The 21204-nt window shown below is 42.8% G+C and carries 18 protein-coding genes; 8 read left to right on the top strand and 10 right to left on the bottom strand.

All coding sequences use genetic code 11. The features are described 5' to 3' along the window. Positions 1 to 71: 71 nt before the first annotated feature. The 4 genes from MKY63_RS09345 to MKY63_RS09360 form a co-directional block, all read right to left on the bottom strand. Positions 72 to 2453 (bottom strand): phosphoketolase family protein, encoded by a 2382-nt coding sequence (locus tag MKY63_RS09345; RefSeq protein ID WP_174890031.1) that lies wholly within the window; start codon positions 2451 to 2453, stop codon positions 72 to 74. A gap of 293 nt (positions 2454 to 2746) precedes the next feature. After that, positions 2747 to 3469 carry a GntR family transcriptional regulator gene (locus MKY63_RS09350; RefSeq protein WP_036687196.1) on the bottom strand — a complete coding sequence of 241 codons (723 nt, stop codon included), beginning with the start codon at positions 3467 to 3469 and terminating at the stop codon, positions 2747 to 2749. Between the two features lie 87 nt (positions 3470 to 3556). Beyond that, positions 3557 to 3745 (bottom strand): hypothetical protein, encoded by a 189-nt coding sequence (locus MKY63_RS09355; RefSeq protein ID WP_076101096.1) that lies wholly within the window; start codon positions 3743 to 3745, stop codon positions 3557 to 3559. 115 nt (positions 3746 to 3860) lie between these two features. Beyond that, complete coding sequence (locus MKY63_RS09360) at positions 3861 to 4559, bottom strand: GyrI-like domain-containing protein (RefSeq protein ID WP_254924599.1); 699 nt, start codon at positions 4557 to 4559, stop codon at positions 3861 to 3863. Positions 4560 to 4678: 119 nt separating this feature from the next. On the opposite strand from MKY63_RS09360, the gene guaD reads away from it, so the two are divergent. From guaD to MKY63_RS09375, 3 genes are all read left to right on the top strand, one after another. Beyond that, positions 4679 to 6043 carry a guanine deaminase gene (guaD, locus tag MKY63_RS09365; protein WP_038568158.1) on the top strand — a complete coding sequence of 455 codons (1365 nt, stop codon included), beginning with the start codon at positions 4679 to 4681 and terminating at the stop codon, positions 6041 to 6043. A gap of 38 nt (positions 6044 to 6081) precedes the next feature. Continuing rightward, a complete protein-coding gene (locus MKY63_RS09370) occupies positions 6082 to 7434 on the top strand; it encodes a solute carrier family 23 protein (RefSeq protein WP_036687191.1) in 1353 nt (450 codons plus the stop codon). Between the two features lie 202 nt (positions 7435 to 7636). Next, positions 7637 to 8788, top strand: coding sequence for a glycosyltransferase (locus tag MKY63_RS09375; protein WP_076274191.1), 1152 nt, complete (start codon positions 7637 to 7639; stop codon positions 8786 to 8788). 48 nt (positions 8789 to 8836) lie between these two features. On the opposite strand, the gene MKY63_RS09380 is transcribed toward MKY63_RS09375, so the two are convergent. Beyond that, entirely contained in the window at positions 8837 to 9178 is a 342-nt protein-coding gene (locus tag MKY63_RS09380) for a nitrous oxide-stimulated promoter family protein (protein WP_036687189.1), read from the bottom strand. Positions 9179 to 9381: 203 nt separating this feature from the next. On the opposite strand from MKY63_RS09380, the gene MKY63_RS09385 reads away from it, so the two are divergent. From MKY63_RS09385 to MKY63_RS09395, 3 genes are all read left to right on the top strand, one after another. Further along, positions 9382 to 9864, top strand: a complete 483-nt coding sequence (locus MKY63_RS09385) for a sigma-70 family RNA polymerase sigma factor (RefSeq protein ID WP_038568157.1) — start codon at positions 9382 to 9384, stop codon at positions 9862 to 9864. Beyond that, entirely contained in the window at positions 9861 to 10469 is a 609-nt protein-coding gene (locus MKY63_RS09390; protein ID WP_076274185.1) for a zf-HC2 domain-containing protein, read from the top strand. The genes MKY63_RS09385 and MKY63_RS09390 overlap by 4 nt, the downstream gene beginning before the upstream one ends. A 213-nt stretch (positions 10470 to 10682) precedes the next feature. Then, complete coding sequence (locus MKY63_RS09395) at positions 10683 to 13064, top strand: N,N'-diacetylchitobiose phosphorylase (RefSeq protein ID WP_076297219.1); 2382 nt, start codon at positions 10683 to 10685, stop codon at positions 13062 to 13064. A gap of 74 nt (positions 13065 to 13138) precedes the next feature. Here the strand turns inward: MKY63_RS09395 and MKY63_RS09400 are convergent, their stop codons facing one another. From MKY63_RS09400 to MKY63_RS09420, 5 genes are all read right to left on the bottom strand, one after another. Next, the gene (locus MKY63_RS09400) at positions 13139 to 13549 is read right to left on the bottom strand and encodes a hypothetical protein (RefSeq protein WP_036687183.1); all 411 of its coding nucleotides are present in this window, start codon (positions 13547 to 13549) and stop codon (positions 13139 to 13141) included. After that, entirely contained in the window at positions 13542 to 13991 is a 450-nt protein-coding gene (locus tag MKY63_RS09405) for a LytTR family DNA-binding domain-containing protein (RefSeq protein WP_038568151.1), read from the bottom strand. Before MKY63_RS09405 ends, MKY63_RS09400 begins: the two co-directional genes overlap by 8 nt. Positions 13992 to 14200: 209 nt before the next feature. After that, complete coding sequence (locus MKY63_RS09410) at positions 14201 to 16786, bottom strand: metallophosphoesterase (RefSeq protein ID WP_339812604.1); 2586 nt, start codon at positions 16784 to 16786, stop codon at positions 14201 to 14203. Between the two features lie 3 nt (positions 16787 to 16789). Continuing rightward, positions 16790 to 18055, bottom strand: a complete 1266-nt coding sequence (locus tag MKY63_RS09415) for a class I SAM-dependent methyltransferase (protein WP_036687179.1) — start codon at positions 18053 to 18055, stop codon at positions 16790 to 16792. A gap of 25 nt (positions 18056 to 18080) precedes the next feature. Further along, positions 18081 to 18872: a nucleotidyltransferase domain-containing protein gene (locus tag MKY63_RS09420; RefSeq protein ID WP_076105209.1), complete on the bottom strand. Its 792-nt coding sequence runs from the start codon at positions 18870 to 18872 to the stop codon at positions 18081 to 18083. 229 nt (positions 18873 to 19101) lie between these two features. Here MKY63_RS09420 and MKY63_RS09425 point away from each other — a divergent pair, with 229 nt between their 5' ends. Continuing rightward, positions 19102 to 20415, top strand: coding sequence for a WYL domain-containing protein (locus MKY63_RS09425; protein ID WP_076141443.1), 1314 nt, complete (start codon positions 19102 to 19104; stop codon positions 20413 to 20415). Then, entirely contained in the window at positions 20402 to 21199 is a 798-nt protein-coding gene (locus MKY63_RS09430) for a WYL domain-containing protein (RefSeq protein WP_339812608.1), read from the top strand. Before MKY63_RS09425 ends, MKY63_RS09430 begins: the two co-directional genes overlap by 14 nt. Positions 21200 to 21204: the final 5 nt, after the last annotated feature.

The raw sequence follows: 21204 nt of genomic DNA on the forward strand, positions 1-21204 counted from the left end.
GGCGCACACAAATAAAAAGACACCTCTAAAGGTGTCTTTTTGTATTACTTCCTATGGTACTGGCTATACGTTTATTTCAAAGCTTTCCATACCCAGTTCTCTACTTCTGGCAAATCAATACCCTCTTCACGAATGAATTGGTGATGTTTCTTAACGATAGCATCCATTTCATCTGCGATCGCTTTATAGTCGTTAGCATTAGGCAAGCTCAGAACAGCTTCCTTCGCCAAGTCAAAGCGGTCCATTTGATTCAATACGCGCATATCGAATGGTGTTGTGATATCGCCATTCTCGCGGTATCCGTGTACGTGCAGGTTATGGTTATGGCGATCAAAGAACAAGTCTTTAATCAGACCTTCATATCCGTGGAAAGCGAAGATAACTGGTTTATCTTTTGTGAAAAATTGATCAAACTCTTCGTCAGATAAGCCACGCGGATCTAATTTTTGACTTCTCAGTTTCAACAAGTCTACCACGTTGATATATCTAATCTTAAGGTTCGGCAGTTTTTCATGCAGGATAGAGATTGCAGCCAAGCTTTCGATAGTTGGTTCTGTACCTGCAGAAGCAAAGACAACATCAGGCTCTCCACCTTGATCGGTGCTTGCCCAGTCAATAATCTTCAGTCCTTTATCCACCAGCTCTTGTGCTTCATCCGCACTGAACCATTGTGGACGAGGATGTTTGGAAGAAACGATCAAGTTAATTTTTTGACGGTCATTTAAGACGGTGTCAAAGACAGCCAGCAAGGAGTTCGCATCAGCCGGCAAATACTCACGGATAAATTCTGGTTTTTTATCAGCCAAGTGACCTAGCAAACCTGGATCTTGGTGAGTGTAACCATTGTGGTCTTGTTGGAATACAGTTGAAGTTGCTACCACATTCAATGATGGAATATCCGCACGCCAGCTTTGATCTGTTGCTTTACGCAGCCATTTGAAATGCTGAGTAATCATCGAATCCACGACACGCAAGAAAGCTTCATAGCTTGCAAAGAAACCATGGCGACCTGTCAATACGTAACCTTCAAGCAAACCTTCTGCCTGATGTTCAGACAATTGGGAATCGATAACACGGCCATAAGAAGCTAGGAATTCATCATTCGGCTCAATCACTTGATCCAACCATTGACGTTTCGTCACTTCAAAGACAGGTCCCAGACGGTTGGACATTGTTTCATCCGGTCCGAAAATTCTGAAATTGCGGTTCTCTTCGTTCAGAGAGATAACATCTTTCATGTATTTACCCAGAACGGCCATGTCTTGTGCTATTACTTCACCTGGTTTGGAATTATCAAGTGCGAACTTACGGAAATTGGGTAAGTTTAGATCTTTAATCTGGTTGCCAGCATTAGTAACTGGGTTCATTCCCATACGTCTGTCGCCAGTTGGCAGAATCTCAGCAAGTTCAGCGTTCAGACGACCATTGTCATCAAATAATTCTTCTGGTCTATAGCTGTTCATCCACTCCAATAACGCTGGAGCATGTTTCATATTCTTTTGATCCACTGGAATCGGCACCTGATGGGCACGGAACGAGTTCTCATTCGGAACACCATCCCATTGCTTTGGACCCGTCCAGCCCTTAGGAGAACGGAAGACCAACATTGGCCAAACCGGACGCGTAAGGTCATTGTTGTCACGTGCATTCTTTTGAATCGCTTCAATTCTTTCTACGATGGTATCAAGCACCTTAGCCATTTCTGGATGCATTAGATCAGGATTTTCGCCTTCAACGAAGAACGGTTCCCAACCCATACCTTTAAAGTATGCAGTAATTTCTTCTTTGGATTGACGAGACAGAATCGTTGGGTTACTGATTTTGAAACCATTTAAGTGCAAGATCGGCAGAACTGCACCATCAGTAACTGGATTGATGAACCGGTTGGAGAACCATGAAGCCGCTAATGGGCCAGTTTCAGCCTCTCCATCGCCAATAACAACAGCGGAGATTAAATCTGGATTATCCAGAATTGCACCTACACCGTGGGATAGAGAATAACCTAATTCGCCACCTTCGTGGATCGATCCAGGTGTTTCAGGGGCAGCATGGGAAGCAACTCCACCTGGGAAAGAGAATTGTTTGAACAATTTCTTCAGACCTGAGATATCTTGTGTAATTTCCGGATAAATTTCAGTATAGCTACCATCGAGATAGGAGTTCGAAACCATGACCTGACCGCCATGACCAGGACCCTCGATATAGAACATATTCAAATCATATTTAGTAATGACCCGATTCAAATGGGCATAAATAAAGTTCTGGCCGGGAATAGTTCCCCAGTGTCCAATTGGCTTAATCTTTACGTCTGCTTCTTTCAGCGGTTCTCTTAACAACGGATTATCTTTCAAATACAGTTGACCTACAGAGATGTAGTTAGTTGCGCGCCAGTATGCATCAAGCTTCTCTAAATAAGTTTTTGATGAGTAATCAACATCCATGGATAATACCATTTCTTCCACTCCCCAAAATTTTTTCTGTGTCTACATTGCAGTAATTTCTTCCACAAGTACATCATACCGCCGCCAAAAATTAATTCAACCTTTTCAACAAATGATACGGTCCAATTTTGTGAAAATATGAACATAGTATGAAAAACGGTGTCAATTGTCTGTAAAAATACGTCAATATTAATATATATGTAAAAATATGGGCTGTAGTTTGCGGGGATATTTGCTACTCGTCCTTCATCTATTTTGCGCAAAATAAAAAAAATAAGACCGAGAAAAATTCCCCAGTCTTACTTTTAATGAACGGACACAAAGGTATTAAATTTTAAGTATTTATAGTGGAAGCGCATATGGGAGAATTCAAAGGGTGTGCCATTATCTAAAAAGAAAATCCCTTCCATAATGCTTACTGGTTCATTCGCCTGCAAATGCAGCAGCTCTTGATCCGTAGCCTCAGAGGGTTCTGCGGATATCGATAAAAAGGATTTGGTTACCGCCAGGTTCCGTGAATCCTCCAAATAATTAAAGATAGATCCTTCAATAATAGTCTGATTTAAGTTCTGCACGATTTTGATTGGGATATAACCCGTTTCAATCATAAAGGGTTCATCATCAAAAAGACGCAAGCGAACGATTTTGTATACAAAATCATGTGGTCCTAAAAACAGATCCCGTTGCAGTTCTTCCGTTGGTGGAATGACCTCGAATTTCAGAACTTTAATCTTTGGCTTCTTCCCATTCATTTGAAAATTGTCGGTGACACCTAAATTAGAGCCTTCGTAGTTAAAAATAGATTCATTTTTTATGTATAAAGGATTTATAAATGTCCCTGAGCCACGCTTTTTAAAAATAATGCCGGCATTTGCCATTTTAGTCAGAGCACTTTTAATAGAACTACGACTCACTTGATAAGTTTCACTAAGCGTTCGTTCATCCGGTAATTTCATATCGGGAAACTGCCCAGCAAAAATTTTCATTTTTAAGTCATCAATAATTTGTTTGTAGACAAACTGTGTCATGAAGTACTCCTTTTCAGGTCGATACAAGTTTTATTTCAATCTTTACTATAACATAATAACCAGACGTTTATAATCTATCCGGCCACCTTATTTACGACGGCGATTTGTCATGCGATTGTACATCACTAAACCGGCAATGACCATGCCCAGCGTTCCCATACTACTCGCTGCTTCAGCCTGCATACCAAACAAAATGCACAGGTTAGTGACCAAGCTTTTTGTAAGTACAGCAACAATAATTAACATCAACGGGCGCCAAATGTTGTATCTTCTCATCCAGGCAACACTCCTAATCCAATTTTCTCAAACTATCTATCGATTTCATCTATTATATCACAAGATGGTAACCGCATTCATTTCCTATAACCGTAAAGGAATCGAAGCCGACCTGCTATTTTTTATTAATTCTATATCTTAAAATGGTTTTCAACTTATCGTGTTCTACTTTTCTAGCATCCGACAGATAAATTTCTCTATGAACAAGCGTTTTTAGCACATAATTGTTTTCATCTATAAACATTTTTAATTGTTGGAATGATTCAGGTTCACTATCATATGAACCAATATGCAAGATTTGCACCGATAAGCCATCTTCTAATTCATCAAAATATGCCTCTTTCAATAGGGGGTGAGGTTTCTTTTTATTTACTATCTCAAAAGCTCTTTCTACCGTCTCTCTTGTTACAAAATCCGGTTGTCTTATCATTATTGTATATAGTAATTCATCTTTTATTAAATCCTTGTGATTTCTACCTTCCTCTGTCAAATCCCATAATCCTTCGAGTGGATATACCGTATAATCAAAATAACCCTCCGGAGTAAATCCATTTTTAGGCATCATTTTCACCGCATAGGCCAGAGAGTATAGAACCCCGACTCTTTCTGAAAAATCCTCATGATTAGGATTACCTTTACCTTTTATACAGATGAATTTCTGTTTCCCAACTTCTAATAATTGCGGCTTAGCTTTGGGTTGATATAACTCCTTTTCATGCTTTCTATATTCATGTTTTGGCATTTTACTTCCCCCTATCTTTTTCTGTATTCTAGCATAGCGAACATGACGTCTATGCGTCATATTCGGTTTCAATTCCTCCGCTCCTCCTATCCGTCAATTACGCCTTTATTCGACTTTTGGTCTGGACTTATCCTTTTTCACGGATTATAATAACGAATGCACACCAAAAGACGAACATTAAGGCGGAAATCATGAGAAAATATATGCAAATATTCCTAGGCACTTCATTTTCTAGCCTATCCCCAAAAGAAATTCAAATTTTAAAGGACCATCTCTTCTGTATCAACACGGATGGGATGATAGAAATGATTGTTGCACCGAAGCACCCCGACTATCAACCCTTGCTTGATGCTTATCAAGGTCAGGACAATTTTCATGTATTAGCTGAAGGCCAGTATTTTTTGCCCGGCTTTATCGACCTGCATGTTCACGCGCCACAATGGGCTCAATCTGGAACTGCATTAGATATTCCACTCTATGATTGGCTAAATACTTATACCTTCCCACTGGAGTCTAAATTCTCGGACCTGGCTTTTGCAAAAAAAGTCTACGATGACGTGGTTGGCACTTTGCTCGCAAACGGAACAACTACAGCACTTTATTTTGCAACGGTGCATAAAGAGGCCAGTTTATTATTGGCTAAAATATGTGCGGAAAAAGGGCAACGTGGACTCGTTGGAAAAGTGGTTATGGACGATCCGCAGGGAAATCCTGAGAATTACCGCGACTCCGACACCCACACCGCACTAGTGGATACGGAAGAATTTATACTAGCTGTACAAGAACTCGCTAAATCTACTAAACAAGGCGTATATCCGGTAGTGACACCAAGGTTCATTCCAAGCTGCACTAATGAGGCTTTACAAGGCTTGGGAGAACTAGCCGCTAAATATGATACGTATGTTCAATCGCACTGTAGTGAAAGTGATTGGGCGCACGGTTATGTGCAAGAACGGTTCCAGAAGAACGATGCTTTTGCCTTGCATGATTTTGGTCTGCTCAGTGATAAATCTGTAATGGCACATTGTAATTTTTTAGATGAAGATGATGTGAATTTGTTTGCAGAGACAGGAACAGCTATTGCTCATTGTCCGATATCCAACGCGTATTTTGCCAATAGTGTTATTCCGATCGCTGACTTCCATGCCAAAGGCGTGGAGATTGGTTTAGGCTCTGATATTTCCGGAGGTTTTTCACCTAGTCTCTTCGATAACATTAGACAAGCCGTAATGTCTTCAAGAATGCTGGAGGATGGTGTGAATCCTTCCCTGTCTGCACCAAATCGCGGAGTACCCGGATCACGGATTACGATCCATGAATCCTTTTATCTTGCTACCGCTGGCGGCGGGGAAAGCTTAAGCTTACCTATCGGCCGGTTACTAGAAGGTTATACCTGGGATGTTCAAATTATTGATACGAAATTACCGTCGGCGAAATTGCCCATCTTTGATGAGAATGAGGATTTGCAAGATATTTTTCAAAAGATAATGTATCTGGCCCGGCCTGAAAATATCCGTGAAGTCTGGGTACAGGGTGAAAAAGTTCATTCGCGTTAAAGATTAATTAAACTAAAAAACTTAAGGTGGGCATCGGAGTGAAAACACAAGCAAACGTACAAGAGCAAGCACATTTGGAATCACAGCTATTAACTGTCCTACCCGATGAAAAAGTTTCATTTAGTAAATCCGTCATTCTCGGTTTTCAACATGTATTGGCTATGGATGTCTATGTAGTGCCATTCCTTATTGCGATGTTAATCGGCTTACAACCCAATCAGTCCAGCGCGTTAATCCAATCCACCTTTATTGCCGCAGGACTTGCAACGATTGTGCAAACCTATTTCTGTATGAAGCTGCCTATCGCTCAAGGTCCTTCTTATGTTCCGCTTGGTGCGATCGTCAGTATTTATGCGGCTAGTGGTGGCGGGGAGCTCGGTTGGAGCTCCGTGTTAGGTGCCAGCTTAATCGGGGCCATCCTGGTTATTATTTTGGGCTATGCTGGAATTTTTAATAAAATCGTCAAAAACTTTATCCCACCTATCGTAGGCGGCACAATCATTTTCATTGTAGGTCTATCTTTATTGCCTGTTGCGATCAGAGATAATATCTACGGAGCCTCCGGCGCTTCAATTAATCAAAACGTATTATTAGCCCTTATTTCAGGCGCTACACTGCTTATTTTTGTGATTCTCGGTACTTTGTTCCGTAATAAAGGATCTATCTTCCGAATTCTTTCCGTAATGATGGCGTTAGTAGTCGGATGTATTTCGGCTAATATTATGGGCGTTTTAGATTTCTCAGCGATAAGCAACGCTAAATGGTTTAGCATGCCGCGGATCGCTTTTGTTGATTTCGGCTTTTCCTTCAACTTTTCAGCTATTATCACCATGGTTATTATTTATATCGTGCTGCTGGCTGAAACAACAGGCACCTGGTTTGCGGTCAGCAATGTAATCAATAAACCTTTGACAGACAAAAATATTAACCGCGGCGTAATTGGAGAAGGAATTGGCTGTCTTATTGCCTCTGTGCTCGGTTCGACTCCTGTTACAGGTTATTCAACTAATGCAGGGATCATCTCCATTACAGGTGTTGCCAGCCGCCGGGTCTTTCTCGCTGTAGGAGGATGGTTTGTCCTCTTTGGTTGTTCTGGTAAACTCGCCGCTTTGATCTCTTCCATTCCATCCGCTGTAATCGGCGGCGTCTTCGCCATCATCTGCGGCATCATCGCAATTAATGGTGTGCAAGTAATGAAGAATGTAACTATCGGCGAAAAAGAAATGTACATTATTGCCTTACCTATGATCATCACCTTGGCGTTGGTACTCATTCCTGGTGACTACTTGAACTCTTTACCTACATTCGTGCAGTATTTATTAGGCTCACCTATCCTAGCTGCTTCATTGGCAGCGATCTTATTGAATAAATTATTACCTAGTGGAAAATAGAAAATAAAAAGGAGCAGCCCCTAAAGGAATCGATAGATCTCCTTTAGGGGCTGTCTTTTTTAAAGATCATCCCATATTGGCCCCTGTCCACTGCCTATTTCGATCCTTAAAGGCGTTTGACTAGACCAGGCTAAAGTCCCTGAATATATTGTTATTATTTATCCTATTCAAGGGCTTTTATTAAATGGTGGGGGTGATCATTCTGGCTATCCGTTACAGCATCATAATTCCAACCTATAACCGACTTCAGCAGCTGCTACTTACACTCACTTCATTCGAGACACAGACCTATCCGAAGGATCGATTCGAGGTGATCGTCGCAGATGACGGTTCTACAGATGGTACCAAGGAAATGGTCGAAAGCTTTCAAACTTCTTATCCGCTTATTTATGTCGCTCAGCAGGAACAACGCGGCCGTTCTGCCGTGAGAAATCTGGGGCTGAGTCAGGCAAAAGGGAAATACGTCATCTTCTGCGATGCTGATTTTCTAGTATTCCCTGACTTCATTAGGATCGTAAACCAGTATCACCGTAAATATCCTAAGTCCATAATTTCAGGTATTCCACACTCATGGGATGACGCTTATACCCACTACTACCCAGACTTTTCTCCTGAAGAAAAAGAGCATTGCCGCAATACACTTTCGCCTTCTAACTTATGGAATCCCGACTTCGAATCAGCGACTGAAATCATCCCATTAATCACACCCAATGATATCCTTCAGCAGACGGAGACGTTATCAAAAGTCACCTTTCCCTCAAGAGTTCCTCCAAATACTAAAAAGCAATTTGCCAGCACAGATGTAGCCCCTTGGATGTTACTCGTCACACGTTGTGTGTCCATAAGACGCAGCCAATTAACTCGTGCTGGAGGTTTTAATGAACAGTTTATCCTCTATGGACTCGAAGATTGGGACCTTGGGTATCGACTGCATCGATTAAAAATCCCTTTTCACAGCATCAAAGAAGTTGTCGGCGTTCACCAAGAACATCCAACCCACTTCAGAGGGAATCTCATAAATATTGAGAATCTAAAAATTATGTTCAAAAGCTACGGGTTCAATGACTCCTCCCTAAATCTGTTCGCCCTTGTTCCCCCAAACGAAGACTTAGAGAAGTACAAACATACTATACGGGTCTTGCGCAGAGGATACCGAACGAAGTTAACACGTTCATCAGCAATATTAATGAGAAGAACGTTACGGATTGCCGCCAAACAGCTCTATGAACCCAAGGATACCGCCGTATACCAAGAGTCGTTAAGACGGATAAGTGTAAAAGTAAAGAGAAGAAAAAGCCGGGTTGCCCGGGTTTTGCGAGAGATTTTGGTGAAGGCTGAAAAACTGGGAGAATGATATCTAAAAACACATTAAGCCGGGCATCAAATGATGTCCGGTTTTCACTTATTTTCTCAATTTATTGGGTAGCGGAATATGCCTAATCGACTCAATGGGATGATAGAGCAGCATCCACGGACCAGAAAAACGCATAACCCCTTTAATTCTTTGGCGATAATCCGGTTTGTAACAATGAACAGGACATTTGGCACAAGCTGTTTTCTCTTCACCAAATTTACAATAGGCTAGCCTCTTCAGCGCATACTCATTTAATTCCTGACATTCCTCACAAAACCCCTTATGATGATGTTTTTTCTTACAATATATACGAATCATTTTGGTAACAAGCTCTTGCTCTTTTTGAATTTTAGGACCCTCATTTAACTGCCGGTTTACCTTTGTTATCATATATGAACCCCCTTGTAACTTGTACAATAAGATCTCATGTAATTATAAAGGGTAAACCTACTGTGAAACCAGCCTTAACGCTGAACTTCCTTAATTCCCTCACATACCGGGGTTGAAAGCGATAATTGTATAAATCAATTTTTTTAAAAAAACTTGTAACGTTTATAGCTTTTTACGGATATATAACTTGAGGAGGTGAATGGATGCAGGACAACGAGCAATTATACAGGGAATATTCAACCCAAGTATATAAATTCGTATTTAGCCTTTGTCATAATCACTTGCTGGCAGAAGAAATTACCCAAGAAACTTTTTATAGAGCTATAAAATCGATAGACAAATACGATGGGACCTGCAAAGTATACGTATGGCTCTGTCAAATTGCTAAACATGTGTGGTATCAGGAGCTGGACAAGCAGCGCAAGCGGAAGTCTGAGGAATTAGAAGACGCTTCTTTGGCTAACGCAAATTCAACAGAATCCCAGTTCATTTTTGCTCAGGACAAAATGGATTTATTTAAACAACTTCATTTACTTGATCCAAATACCAAAGAAGTATTATATCTGCGTTTAACCGGAGAATTCAGTTTTCGGGAAATTGGCGAAATTCTTGGAAGAGATGAGACCTGGGCAAGAGTTACCTTTTACCGTGGAAAACAAAAATTGATGAAAGGAAGATCTTCATGAAATGCGAGATTATTCAGGATTTATTACCTTCCTATATTGAAAAGCTAACCTCTGTACATAGTAACGAAGAAATCGAAAAACACCTGCAATCCTGTGAAAGCTGCCTTCAATCCTATAATGAAATGACCGCCACAGCAAATCTAAGTGTGCCTATTATTGATAAAGAGGAAGTTAACAAACTCAATTATTTTAAAAAAGTGAAAAAAAAGAATATAAAAACTCTCATTTATTCCGTCTTATCGGTACTTATACTGGCTACGGCCCTTATTGGATTTTTTGTTATCGGTTTCCCTGTATCCTCTAAAGATGTAGTCATAGATTATCAGAAGACAAAGGATCGTTTGGAGGTTCATCTAACTTTGGAAAATGGCAAGGACCTCGTGTTCTCAGGAAAAACTAAATTTATCCGCGATGAGAATAATAATGTAATCGGTTCTGAAACTAGGTATACGCCTAGAGGTTTACTTCATAATCCCTTTGATGATGTCGGAAAAAAAGTTATGTTGGGGACGGAGATTCATACCGATCTGGATTTTCCAAACAAGTTTATTCTTGAATTCAAAGATAAATCTATGACGTTTGTTAATGGTGTTTTAGTGGAGTAGACATGCCGCAAAAATAAAAAAAGACACCTTTCAAGGTGTCTTTCGCTTTACACCTACCAAAAAAGTTAGCATTTTTGTTCGTTTTTTCGCTAAAATATAGGGTTATCGATTTACTAAAAGTATCTTATAATAAAATTACACATGGATATTTCACCCCTTTGTGAACGCGCGTTTATAGATTGACCCATTAACCACTTAATAGGAGGAATGGTTATGCAATATGGTTATTTTGATGAAAAAAACAAGGAATACCTCATTACCAAGCCGAATACGCCTGCCCCTTGGGCGAATTACCTCGGCTCGCCGGAATATGGCGCGATCATCTCAGGTAACGCAGGCGGTTATAGCTTTGTAAAATCTGGCGCAAATGGGCGGCATATCCGTTACCACTTCAACTCTAAGGACGAGCCCGGACGCTATATTTACGTGAGAGATTTGGAGAACGGGGATTATTGGTCCGGCTCCTGGCAGCCTGTGGGTAAAGATCTGGAGCAATATAAGTCCGTATGCCATCATGGAACCGGATACACGAACCTCGTCTCGGATTACGATAACATCCATACAGAATCATTATATTATGTGCCACTGAACAAAACCTACGAGGTGTGGCGCATGAAGGTGCGCAATGATGACTCCAAAGCACGCAAGCTGGCTCTCTTCGGATTTGTTGAATTAACCAACAATAACAACTACGAGCAGGATACCGTCAACCTTCAGTACACTTTGTTTATTTCACGGACCTACTATAAAAATAATATGATCCTTCAAGTCATCAATGAAAACACCCCCGAAGAACAGACCTGGAGATTCTTCGGCGCTGCAGGTGCAGAAGTTACCGCTTATGACGGTGACCGGGATACGTTCCTAGGCGATTACCGCAGTTATGGCAATCCAGCCTCTGTCGAGAACGGCCAATGCTCCAATTCATTAAACTACAATACTAACTCCTGCGGTGCCCTGCAGATTAACGTAGATTTGCAGCCGGGAGAAGAGAAAGAAATCGCATTTCTACTGGGACAGTATGATGAGAAAGGCGCTTCCGAGATTCTCAGCCATTATAAAGACTTGTCCGTGGTAGATAAAGAACTCGAAGAGTTAAAAGCATTCTGGCACAGCAAGCTTAACCGCTTCCAGGTCCAGACACCAAGCGATAACCTGAACAACATGATCAACACTTGGAATGCATATCAATGCTTTATCACTTTCATCTGGTCACGAGCAGCCTCTTTCCAATACTCCGGTCTTCGTAATGGACTGGGCTATCGGGATACGGTGCAGGATATTCAAGGCATCATTCATCTGGATCATGAGATGGCCCTTGAACGTCTTAGACTGATGATATCCGCCCAGGTTTCCAACGGCGGTGGACTTCCGTTGGTGAAATTTGACCACAATCCTGGGCATGAGGGCACACCGGATGATCCGGAATATGTACGGGAAACTGGTCATCCCCATTATCGGGCCGATGACGCTTTATGGCTGTTCCCAACCGTCATTAAATACTTGAATGAAAGTGGCAACTGGGATTTTACAGATGAAATAATCCCTTATTCGGATAAAGGTGAGGGCACTGTGTACGAGCATTTGCGCCAGGCGCTTCAGTTCAGTCTGGATCGTATGGGCGCACACGGCATGCCGGTTGGGCTTCATGCCGACTGGAACGATTGTCTACGGCTTGGAGCGAAGGGCGAGTCGTTGTTCGTCGCATTCCAGCTGTATATGGCATTCAAGGTGTTCATGGAAATTGCACAAAATAAGAACAAGCCTGAAGACATTCAATGGGCGCAGGGCCTGCTTGATGAGCTGGACGATAACATTCAAAAGCACGCTTGGGAGAACGATCAATTCGTCCGCGGATTTACAGAAGACAACTATACCATCGGCTCCTGGGAGAATGATGAGGCCAAAATTTGGCTTAATCCGCAAAGCTGGGCCGTATTAAGTGGTGCAGCCCGCCCGGATCAGGCGAAGCTCTCCATGGACAAAGTGTATGAGAATCTGCGGACCGATTACGGCACTATGTTATTCTACCCACCGTTCCGTGAATACGGTTTGCCAGTAGCGTTGATGGCTCTTTTCAACGCCTCAACTAAGGAAAACGGCGGCATCTTCAGCCAGCCGCAGGGATGGCTCATTCTGGCGGAAACCATGATTGGCAACGGTGGGCGCGCGTTCGAATACTTCCTGAATTGCAGTCCGGCCAGCATGAACGATAAGGCCGAAATCCGCAAACTCGAGCCTTATGTACATGGCCAGTTTGTCGAATCCAAGGACAGCCCATATCAAGGCCGGGCCCATGTCCACTGGCTGACCGGCACCGCTTCAACCGTGATGGTCTCCTTGGTGGAAGGTATTATGGGGGTTCAACCGCAATTTGATGGCCTTCGCCTCAACCCGTGTGTTCCTTCCGACTGGACAGACTTTTCCATGGTCCGGGAATTCCGTGGGAAGAAGCTGAACATCCAGGTGGAGAACAAGAAAGGTGTACAAAAAGGGGTTACCCATATCGTTATTAACGGTGAAGAAATTCAAGGCAACCTGATCCCCGTCGCCAAAATGGCGCCAGAAAACAACGTGCTCGTTATTATGGGTTAAAGCGTATTTATGAGGAATAGATAGGAGGACGGACCGATAAGGTGCGTCCTCCTGTTTTTACAATTAGAACGAGGTTATTTCAAAATTTTATTTAACTCCTCAGCTTGTTTCCTGCTATTAATTCTGGCGTAGAAATAGAAAGCTATAGTGTGCAGTATAACCGATAACAACAACATTCCAGGCAACCAGGGGCTTATGAAGTTGAACATTTCTTTTGAGAATAACCACACCATTCCCATTCCGCCAAATATACTGAAGGTCGAAGAAATCAGAATATTCCAAAGCGGTCTTAACGTGAAATAGTTCCACAACACATTGTACATCACTCCGAATATCCCCGCGGAAATAATGGCGATACCTGCAATACGCCATAGATATAACATATCAATAGATTGATCCTTGAAAAACACAGTTAACAGTAGCGTTATCCATAAAGAAGTTAAAGTAAACACTTGAAAAAACGAATTTTTTAATTGATTAACCATGATAGTTCCTCCTGAAATTTTTAATATAATAGCGGCTGACAAAATAACAAGAACCATTCGTCAGAATCACTTTTATTCTCGCATTATCCGTTGCTGAGAACTCTTTTATGTAGCTGGTGTTGATTATGGTCTGATTATTAATTTTTATAAACTGAGGTGAATTCAGAACTTCTTCAACAAATTTCAATCGTGTATTAAGAAGAAACATTTCTCCCGTAATTACACGTACACTGCACATACGGCCTTCCGGCTCTATGACCGCGATTGAGCTGGATACAATCGAGACATTGCGATCATTTTTGGCGTTGATGACCATGATCCGTTTCTCCGATGTTTGAATGGCTACTTCGATATTTGCCCAATGTTCCTTTTCAGCCGGGTGGGTTGTTACTTTCGTAGTACCCCGGTCCATTTCTATGTCCTCTTCAAAAATGATTTCCAAGTTGTGCTGCCTCCTCTCAGGTTTCATATTATTATCAAAAAAGGCCTATGACCACTATCTTACGTTTTCTTGCATTAATTTGTCTGTTTGTTGCAAGATAGCTGTTTCCGCTTCCTCCCCGAACGAAAAAAAGACTGCCGGGACCTTCCCGACAGCCTGAACTCATTCTCATAATTGGCAAACCAAGTTTCTTCGCCTGTAACAATCCTCTACAACCTCGGGTCGATCTCTTTCTCTTTCGTTACCTCGAATAACAAGTTTGCTGCAATTTGCTTGTAGTCCTCGTTGTCAGACGAGATCTCATCCAGCTTCACTTCTAGCATTTGTCTGCCCAGCCGGTGTTCGATTAAGGACGTACGAAGCTTAGGAGCGATATTCTTCTGCTTCATCAGCTTGGCATACTTATGTGGAAACTTGTAGTCGTACCCGTAGATGATCGACAGGTAGCCCGGATTGCGGACCTTCATGTATGGGACTACCCCCTGCTGTTCTTGCTCCGGTTTGATTACAATTCCCTCCATATGTTTCTCTACCGTTATCTTTGCGAAATACTCCTCTGCTCTGATGTAAGCATCAGGCTCTTTCAAGTCCAGAACCAGAAATTCATCATCATTTAAAAAACTGTATAGTTCGGAGGTTTTGCCGTCAGGTAACCGTTCAGCGCCATTCTCCAGCACTTCCTTCAGGATTGCAAAAGGTTTGTATGCTAATTCCGCATCACCCGCATACAGCTCCAGTTGCTGCTTGTATACTCGGTAGGCTTCGTCACGCTGGTCAAGATCTACATACGATTCTCTTATGTCACGGACATGCTTAAAAGTCTGGTAAACATGAGACCCATAGTTATTGTTAAGCGTCTCTTTCGACATATGGTGCTGGTCTTGTTCAAACCCGCTTACTTCAAAATCCTGTATCAGTTTACCCAGTGACTCCTCAAATCCATATTGTCTTAAGAAATCCAGCTCTGTCTCCAGCGCTTTGCCAATTGGCCGGAACTGACGCTCAATTAACCCATCCCCAAGCGCTTTCCAAGGCAGCAGCTCGCCATCCAGTAAAAGCACACGGATCCCCTGCTCAGCCATATAGGTTCCGAATTTATGAAGCAGCTGTTCGTAGATAGGCGTCAGATCGACCGCCTGAACCTTATAGCCGTTCCGGCTAATTGCGTAACACTGCTCTAAGTTCCGATAAAGGTACAAACTACAGCGTGATCCCATATATTTAGGCTGCAGAACGACTTCTGAAATACGACGTTCGGCAAAATAATCCAACCCTTTTCGCAGAGACTCAAGCTCACCGGCAGCCACATCCTTATCCGCAGGTGACATCGTCCCGGAGATGAAGTTGACCCGGTTCTGCGAGGAATACTGCAGTCTGCGCACAGACTCGTAATCAAGCTCCAGCAAGGATACGGTTTGCTTTTCCCGGAACAGGATAGGTAGCTCTTCGTGCACCGTAGTCACATGCGATTTTTGACTTTTATAGAAAGGTTTAAACGACATGCGAACAGAAGTTAGTTCATTACCCTGCGCACTCCCTGTGTCAAGGTGGAGTTTGTTTTTGATCCGAAAAGTCTGCTTGGCTGCAATATGTCCGAAGAGATGAAAGGGGTGATTACTCACAGCCTCTTGCTTTAGGAAATCAAGCTGTTCCTCAAAGGAAACCTCACGATCCAGCCGAAAGTTACGCTGATGGCGTAGTGAATTCGTATCCAGCTTACCAATGTACTTATTACGGCAAGGAGCATGGGTAACATAAAAAGAAGGACCTTGCATACCGATATAGCGGTAAAAGGGCTGGGATTGCTCCACTAAAGCCGAAAATTTACTAAAAAGCGCGGGATCCTCCTTAAGCACTTGGGTGGAATCAAAGTACGTTCTTAGCAGTTCCGGATCGGTTCCTTGAATCTCCCCCTTTACGTACTTGTATACAAAGTTCTCGTGATTGCCCATAACAAATAGGAAATGCTCGCGGTTATCAAATAAGAACTCAATCGTCTCCCGCGTCTTTTTACCCTTATCAATCCAGTCACCAGCAAGAATGACTCGTGTGTTACTGAGCTTATCTGTTGCACTTAACTTACCTTCGTGCTCCCGGTAGCCGTAATTACGTAATAGTCCCCGAAGCTCTTCGACACACTCATGAACATCCCCAACCACAATATACTCTTGTGCTTGTAGAAGTACCGTAGATGCATAAGTATCCCAATCCTGTATAATCACCCGGTAGTCCGGATTAGGTATCCCATCACCCTCGAGAATAAAATCTTTAGCACGCACTTTATAAATCTTGTTGTAACCTTCCCGTGACAGAACAGGCAAGACTTCTTTTCTGAGCCGGTTTAAATGATTGGAGATCAGCTTCTTCGAGCGCTCTGAGGCGTAGTAATCCTCCCGTTTGCGGTAATCAAACAGAATAACCTCCAGATTGTAATTATTTTGCCCGGCGATCTCACGGACTTTACTACGATAATCTTCGGATAGCCCAATGGTATCCATCACCACAAACTCCGCATTAATCGGAAAAGAAGTGACTAACTTCAATCTCTCAAACAATAATTGAAAGGTATGCGAACTCGCCTCCAGCATAACCTGATCATACTTATCATAGTCGTAGCCCAATATCTCCTGACGGATACTATCCGAGGATAAGTACTGCACATTCGTACGTAACCCTTTAGAAACATCCTCTAGTTTTAACTGCGGGATCAGAACTTCTTTAGCAAAGGTCGATTTCCCACATTCCGTTGCTCCTACAAGCAGAAATATGGTATGTACACGTGTCTGAATTTCCACTGTCTATTCCTCCTTTCTTCGCACAATAGCGCATTGCGTCGTACGGATCTCGCCAACCCGGTCACCAACCATCAAATATTCGACCTCGACTGCTAAACCTTGAATCGTATCCAAAACCCATTGCCCGAACGCTTGCTGTCCCATTTCCCACTTGTGATCCTCATGCCGGAATCCTTCCAGCTCATAATAACGATTGAAATCAGCATTCGGTGTGGTCACAATAAGCTGTTGAAAATTCACATTACCGATTATTTGCTGAATAAGCTCTGCTGCCTCACCTTCGCTCATGTGCTCTACAACTTCTGTTAGAATCACATCAACCTGCTCCCCGTTGTACGACTCCAGAAAATGGTCCAGTGAGCCAAAGGTTGCAATGTTATCAATGTCCTTAGCTTTCGCTTTCCGATTCACAACCTCCAGCAGCTCCTCAGCTATATCTACCGCATAATAGGTACTCTCTATTTTCCCGGCAAACGGAATTGCATAGAAACCTTCTCCGCAACCGATGTCCAGAATCGGCTTATTGAATGGAAGCACACTCGAAATAAAAGTACGCCGCTGCATCGCAGTACCGCCATACTCCAGCCCAATAGAATACTGGTCCGTTTGTTCGATGGAGGCTTTATATCGCTTGAACCGTTCCTTCGAGGTAAGGAAATTCCTTGCAAATAGACTTCTTATATAAAAGGGTGCATCAATGACGTTAAGGCTGCGGATATATTTATCCAAGATAGCATCCGAAATATCTATGTACTCATCCCCAAATATGGATAAGAACAAGGACAGCACACCAACAACATGCAAGAGGTGATACAAGCTTTTATGTGTGGTAATCGTCAGCGAATAGCTCTTATGTGCCTGATGCTGCAAGGAGAAGGTATATCCCTTTAAATGCTTTTGGAAAAATTCAATATAGTGTATCCGCTCAACCTGAACCATATTAATGAAAAAAGAATGCTCATATCCTTCCGCATCCCGTTCATCCTGGGCTTTGAAGGGTGTAGAGAAAAACTCATTGACCGCATTAAGCGGAAATAGAGGTGTATTAAACCGGGAGACATTTAAATACTCAAAGCTCTCGCTTCCGTTCTGCTTGTAGGATATATCGTTATCTGCATCCTTAAAATAAACGTTATAAGTTGCCTCATCAGAATACCATCCATAAGCCACTCCCTGACGAACCGGACGAAGCTGCATACCTGTCACTGGATTTTTTTTAATTAAAAAAGTGAATTTTGGATTCGTAGATTTCAGTTGTACAATAGCCACTACCATCTTCCTCCTATCAATCTTTCTATAGGGCCCGTCCCCATACTTCCTGTAAAGCTTCTCGAAATAGAGCATCCAGCTGATGATCTCTGTTGTTCTCCTTAGCATTCAAGGACGCCGCCACCTTATCCAACACTTGGAACTGTTCTTCTAAATAATCGTTAATCACGGTTAGCTGCGGTCCGTAGTCTAGTTCTTCACCGGATTTTTTTCGTGCCAGCAATTGCTGAATCACCTGCCACAGCTCTTCATCCTTCGGAATAAGCCGCTCTACCAGTACATCGAACTCCATCGGCGGCATCTCTCCATATCGGTGAGTCCACTCACAAGCTAGAACGGGACGAAGCACATAAAAGTACTTTTTGATCTTGACCTGTTCGCCTTGCAGATAATCACGGTAGTTCCCTCTTGCCATGTTTAAATAATGGTACATACAAGACTTCCGCGAAAATGTGTACGGGGAGATGCTTCTAAGCTTCTCTGCTATACTGTACTTTTCTGCATATTGAATGGGTGATTGCAGCCACTCCAGCAGCGGTGGATTTGACTTCCGGAATAAATTCAGTGCTTTACGCAAATCCCAGCCATTGATATCAAGCATATTGTTAATAGGACGCTCGATCACATCCCGCTTATCAAAAATAGATAGATACCATTCCGGTTTATGCAGATAAATAAATCTCACATCATAATCACTGTCCTGCGATGGGAATCCCCAGGCCCGGCTGCCTGATTCGCAGGCATACAATATTGTAACTTGCTCCTCATATTCAATCTGTTCCAGCTGCTCACAGATAAGCTTGTTTATAGGATCCATCTTCATCCCTCCAGATCGGTTACTTCCCTATTCTCTACCATTGATACTATTCGAACGCCTCTTCAGAATTGCTTCGGCTTCATGGATCTATCTTCGCTCATCTTCCCTGTAACGAACAGGGCGGAAGTATGGCGGCGGCCAAAAATACTTCCATTTTATTCAACTCTGGTGCTTAATATAATAAGTACTACTATTTCTAATGGATTCGCTACAGGCTGGAGGGATACAAATGGCCCGGGAAAGTTTTGACAAGGAGATTCAATTTCTTCGCATGCTCTCTTTAGCGGGGGGAGCTTACAGCAGACAACAATTCGCCGATCGTCTCGGCATTTCTGTACATACCTATGACAAAACGCTGCGCAACCTGAAGGGCATGGTAACCGTATTACAACAAGACCTGCCTACAGAACAAGGAACGGAACTCTCTGAATGGCTCCGCTATAACTATTATGAATCTGCCGACCCGCTGCTCCTGTTCTTGTTCCGGGCGAAGTCGCTTAAGGAAACGGAGAGCATCCGGCTTACTCTACTATTAACTGCGCTTCAGACTCAGGAGCTAACGGCTAAAGATCTACAGGATGTCTGCAGTGAGCAAATGCCAACCGATTGTCCAATGCCCGATGAGAAGACCATCCGTGGAGATCTGAAATATCTTGAGGAAGTTGGCGTTATTCTTCGTGTAAATGAGGGCCGTCCTTATCGATACAAGGCTGCTAACGATCTGATTGATCAATTATCGGGCGATCAGCTCTTGGATCTTTACGACTATGTTGATGTCATCGCCAACACGCAGACTCCGTCGGTGCAAGGTTACCTGCTGCGCGACACCTTAAAAAAGGTCCTGCGGAAGCGGGGTTATAACCCCGAAGCTACGGAAACCCATAGATACAAGTATAATTATCATTCACGTATTCTTGACGAGGCACACCTATACACAATTTTTGCAGCGATTCAGCAGCGAAAAAAAATTAAGTTTCTATATCTATCCCCTAAAAAGGGCAAAAACTACGCCTCTCAGAATACCAATCCTCTCTTTGAGCGGGAAACAAGGGGCGTCACAGAAACCGTTCTTCCGCTCCGCGTCATCTATGACCATCAATATGGGCGCTGGTATTTAATCGGACATAATTCACGTATGGGCATCATGAAATTCCGAATGGAGGGCCTTACTCAAATTGAGGAGGGCGACACTGTGGAAGAAGCAGAGTTTGCTCAGAAACTCAGCAATCTGGAAGAGCAGATGACAAACAGCTGGGTTATAGATACCACCCGTGCAATTAAAGTGGTGGCGAGATTTTATAACCCCAATCGCTCTGGTGTTAATTTTATTCGGGAGCGGGTTGAAGCGCAGGGACAGTGGGGAGTAATTACGGAAGAGTCCGATTCTACATTCCTTTATGAGATCACAGTGAATGGTATTTATGAAATTAAGCCGTGGTTACGAAGCTTTGGTTCGAGCTGCGAGGTATTAGAACCCCCTTGGCTGCGTAAGCAATTTATCGCGGAGTGGAAGGAGATTCACAGCTATTATGAATCCATTTGAGAAAATATTTAACTTCCAAATCATTTCACGCCTCGACGAAGTGGGTTCATTAGCGCTGACCTCCCAGGAACGTTCCTGGCTGAAAACCATGTTAATGCACCCGGCCTCAGAAGCAGCTTTTACACTGGATACCTTAAGTAAATTGAACTCCATATTGGAGGCAGAAGCGTCCACAGAAGTGCAGGGAATTATTATGGAGAAAGCTAAAAGCAAAGAGCGGCAGGTCTATCACCCAATGCTTCGTACACTCCGCCGTATAATCATGCAGAATCAAGCGATCCTTATTACTTTCCATATTAAGCATGGAGGCCAACGAACTGACCAATCCGGGTTCGCTCATAAGCTGGAATACAACATGTATAAGCGGGAGTGGTATTTGCAATGGTACAGCACCCGGCAACGTTCTCTTATGTCCACTAAACTAAAAAACATTGTTTCTGTTGAAGTAGCTCCCTTCCCTGCCAAACGGATTGATGACTTAAAAGCAAGAATAACGCGATTATTAGAGGATCAGAAAGAATGTGCATGTATTCAAGTCATTCCCACCTTTAATGCTGAGCTGTCCCGAATTCTGTACGCCTTTTCCTGTTTTGATAAATCCGTGTCCTTTGATGAAAATTCGGGCATCTATCGAATCAAAGTCATCTACATGAGAGACGACAGCGAATTCCTATTGTCCAAAATCCGTTTTCTTGGCCTGCGCGTAAAAATCGTCGAGGGTGAGCATCTTAAGCGGCGCATGCTGAAATCCGCAGCTATGGCGATTGACCGGTATGGGGAATAACCGAG

The sequence above is a fragment of the Paenibacillus sp. FSL R7-0189 genome (genome assembly GCF_037969925.1).
In the GTDB taxonomy this organism is placed as follows: domain Bacteria; phylum Bacillota; class Bacilli; order Paenibacillales; family Paenibacillaceae; genus Paenibacillus_AQ; species Paenibacillus_AQ odorifer.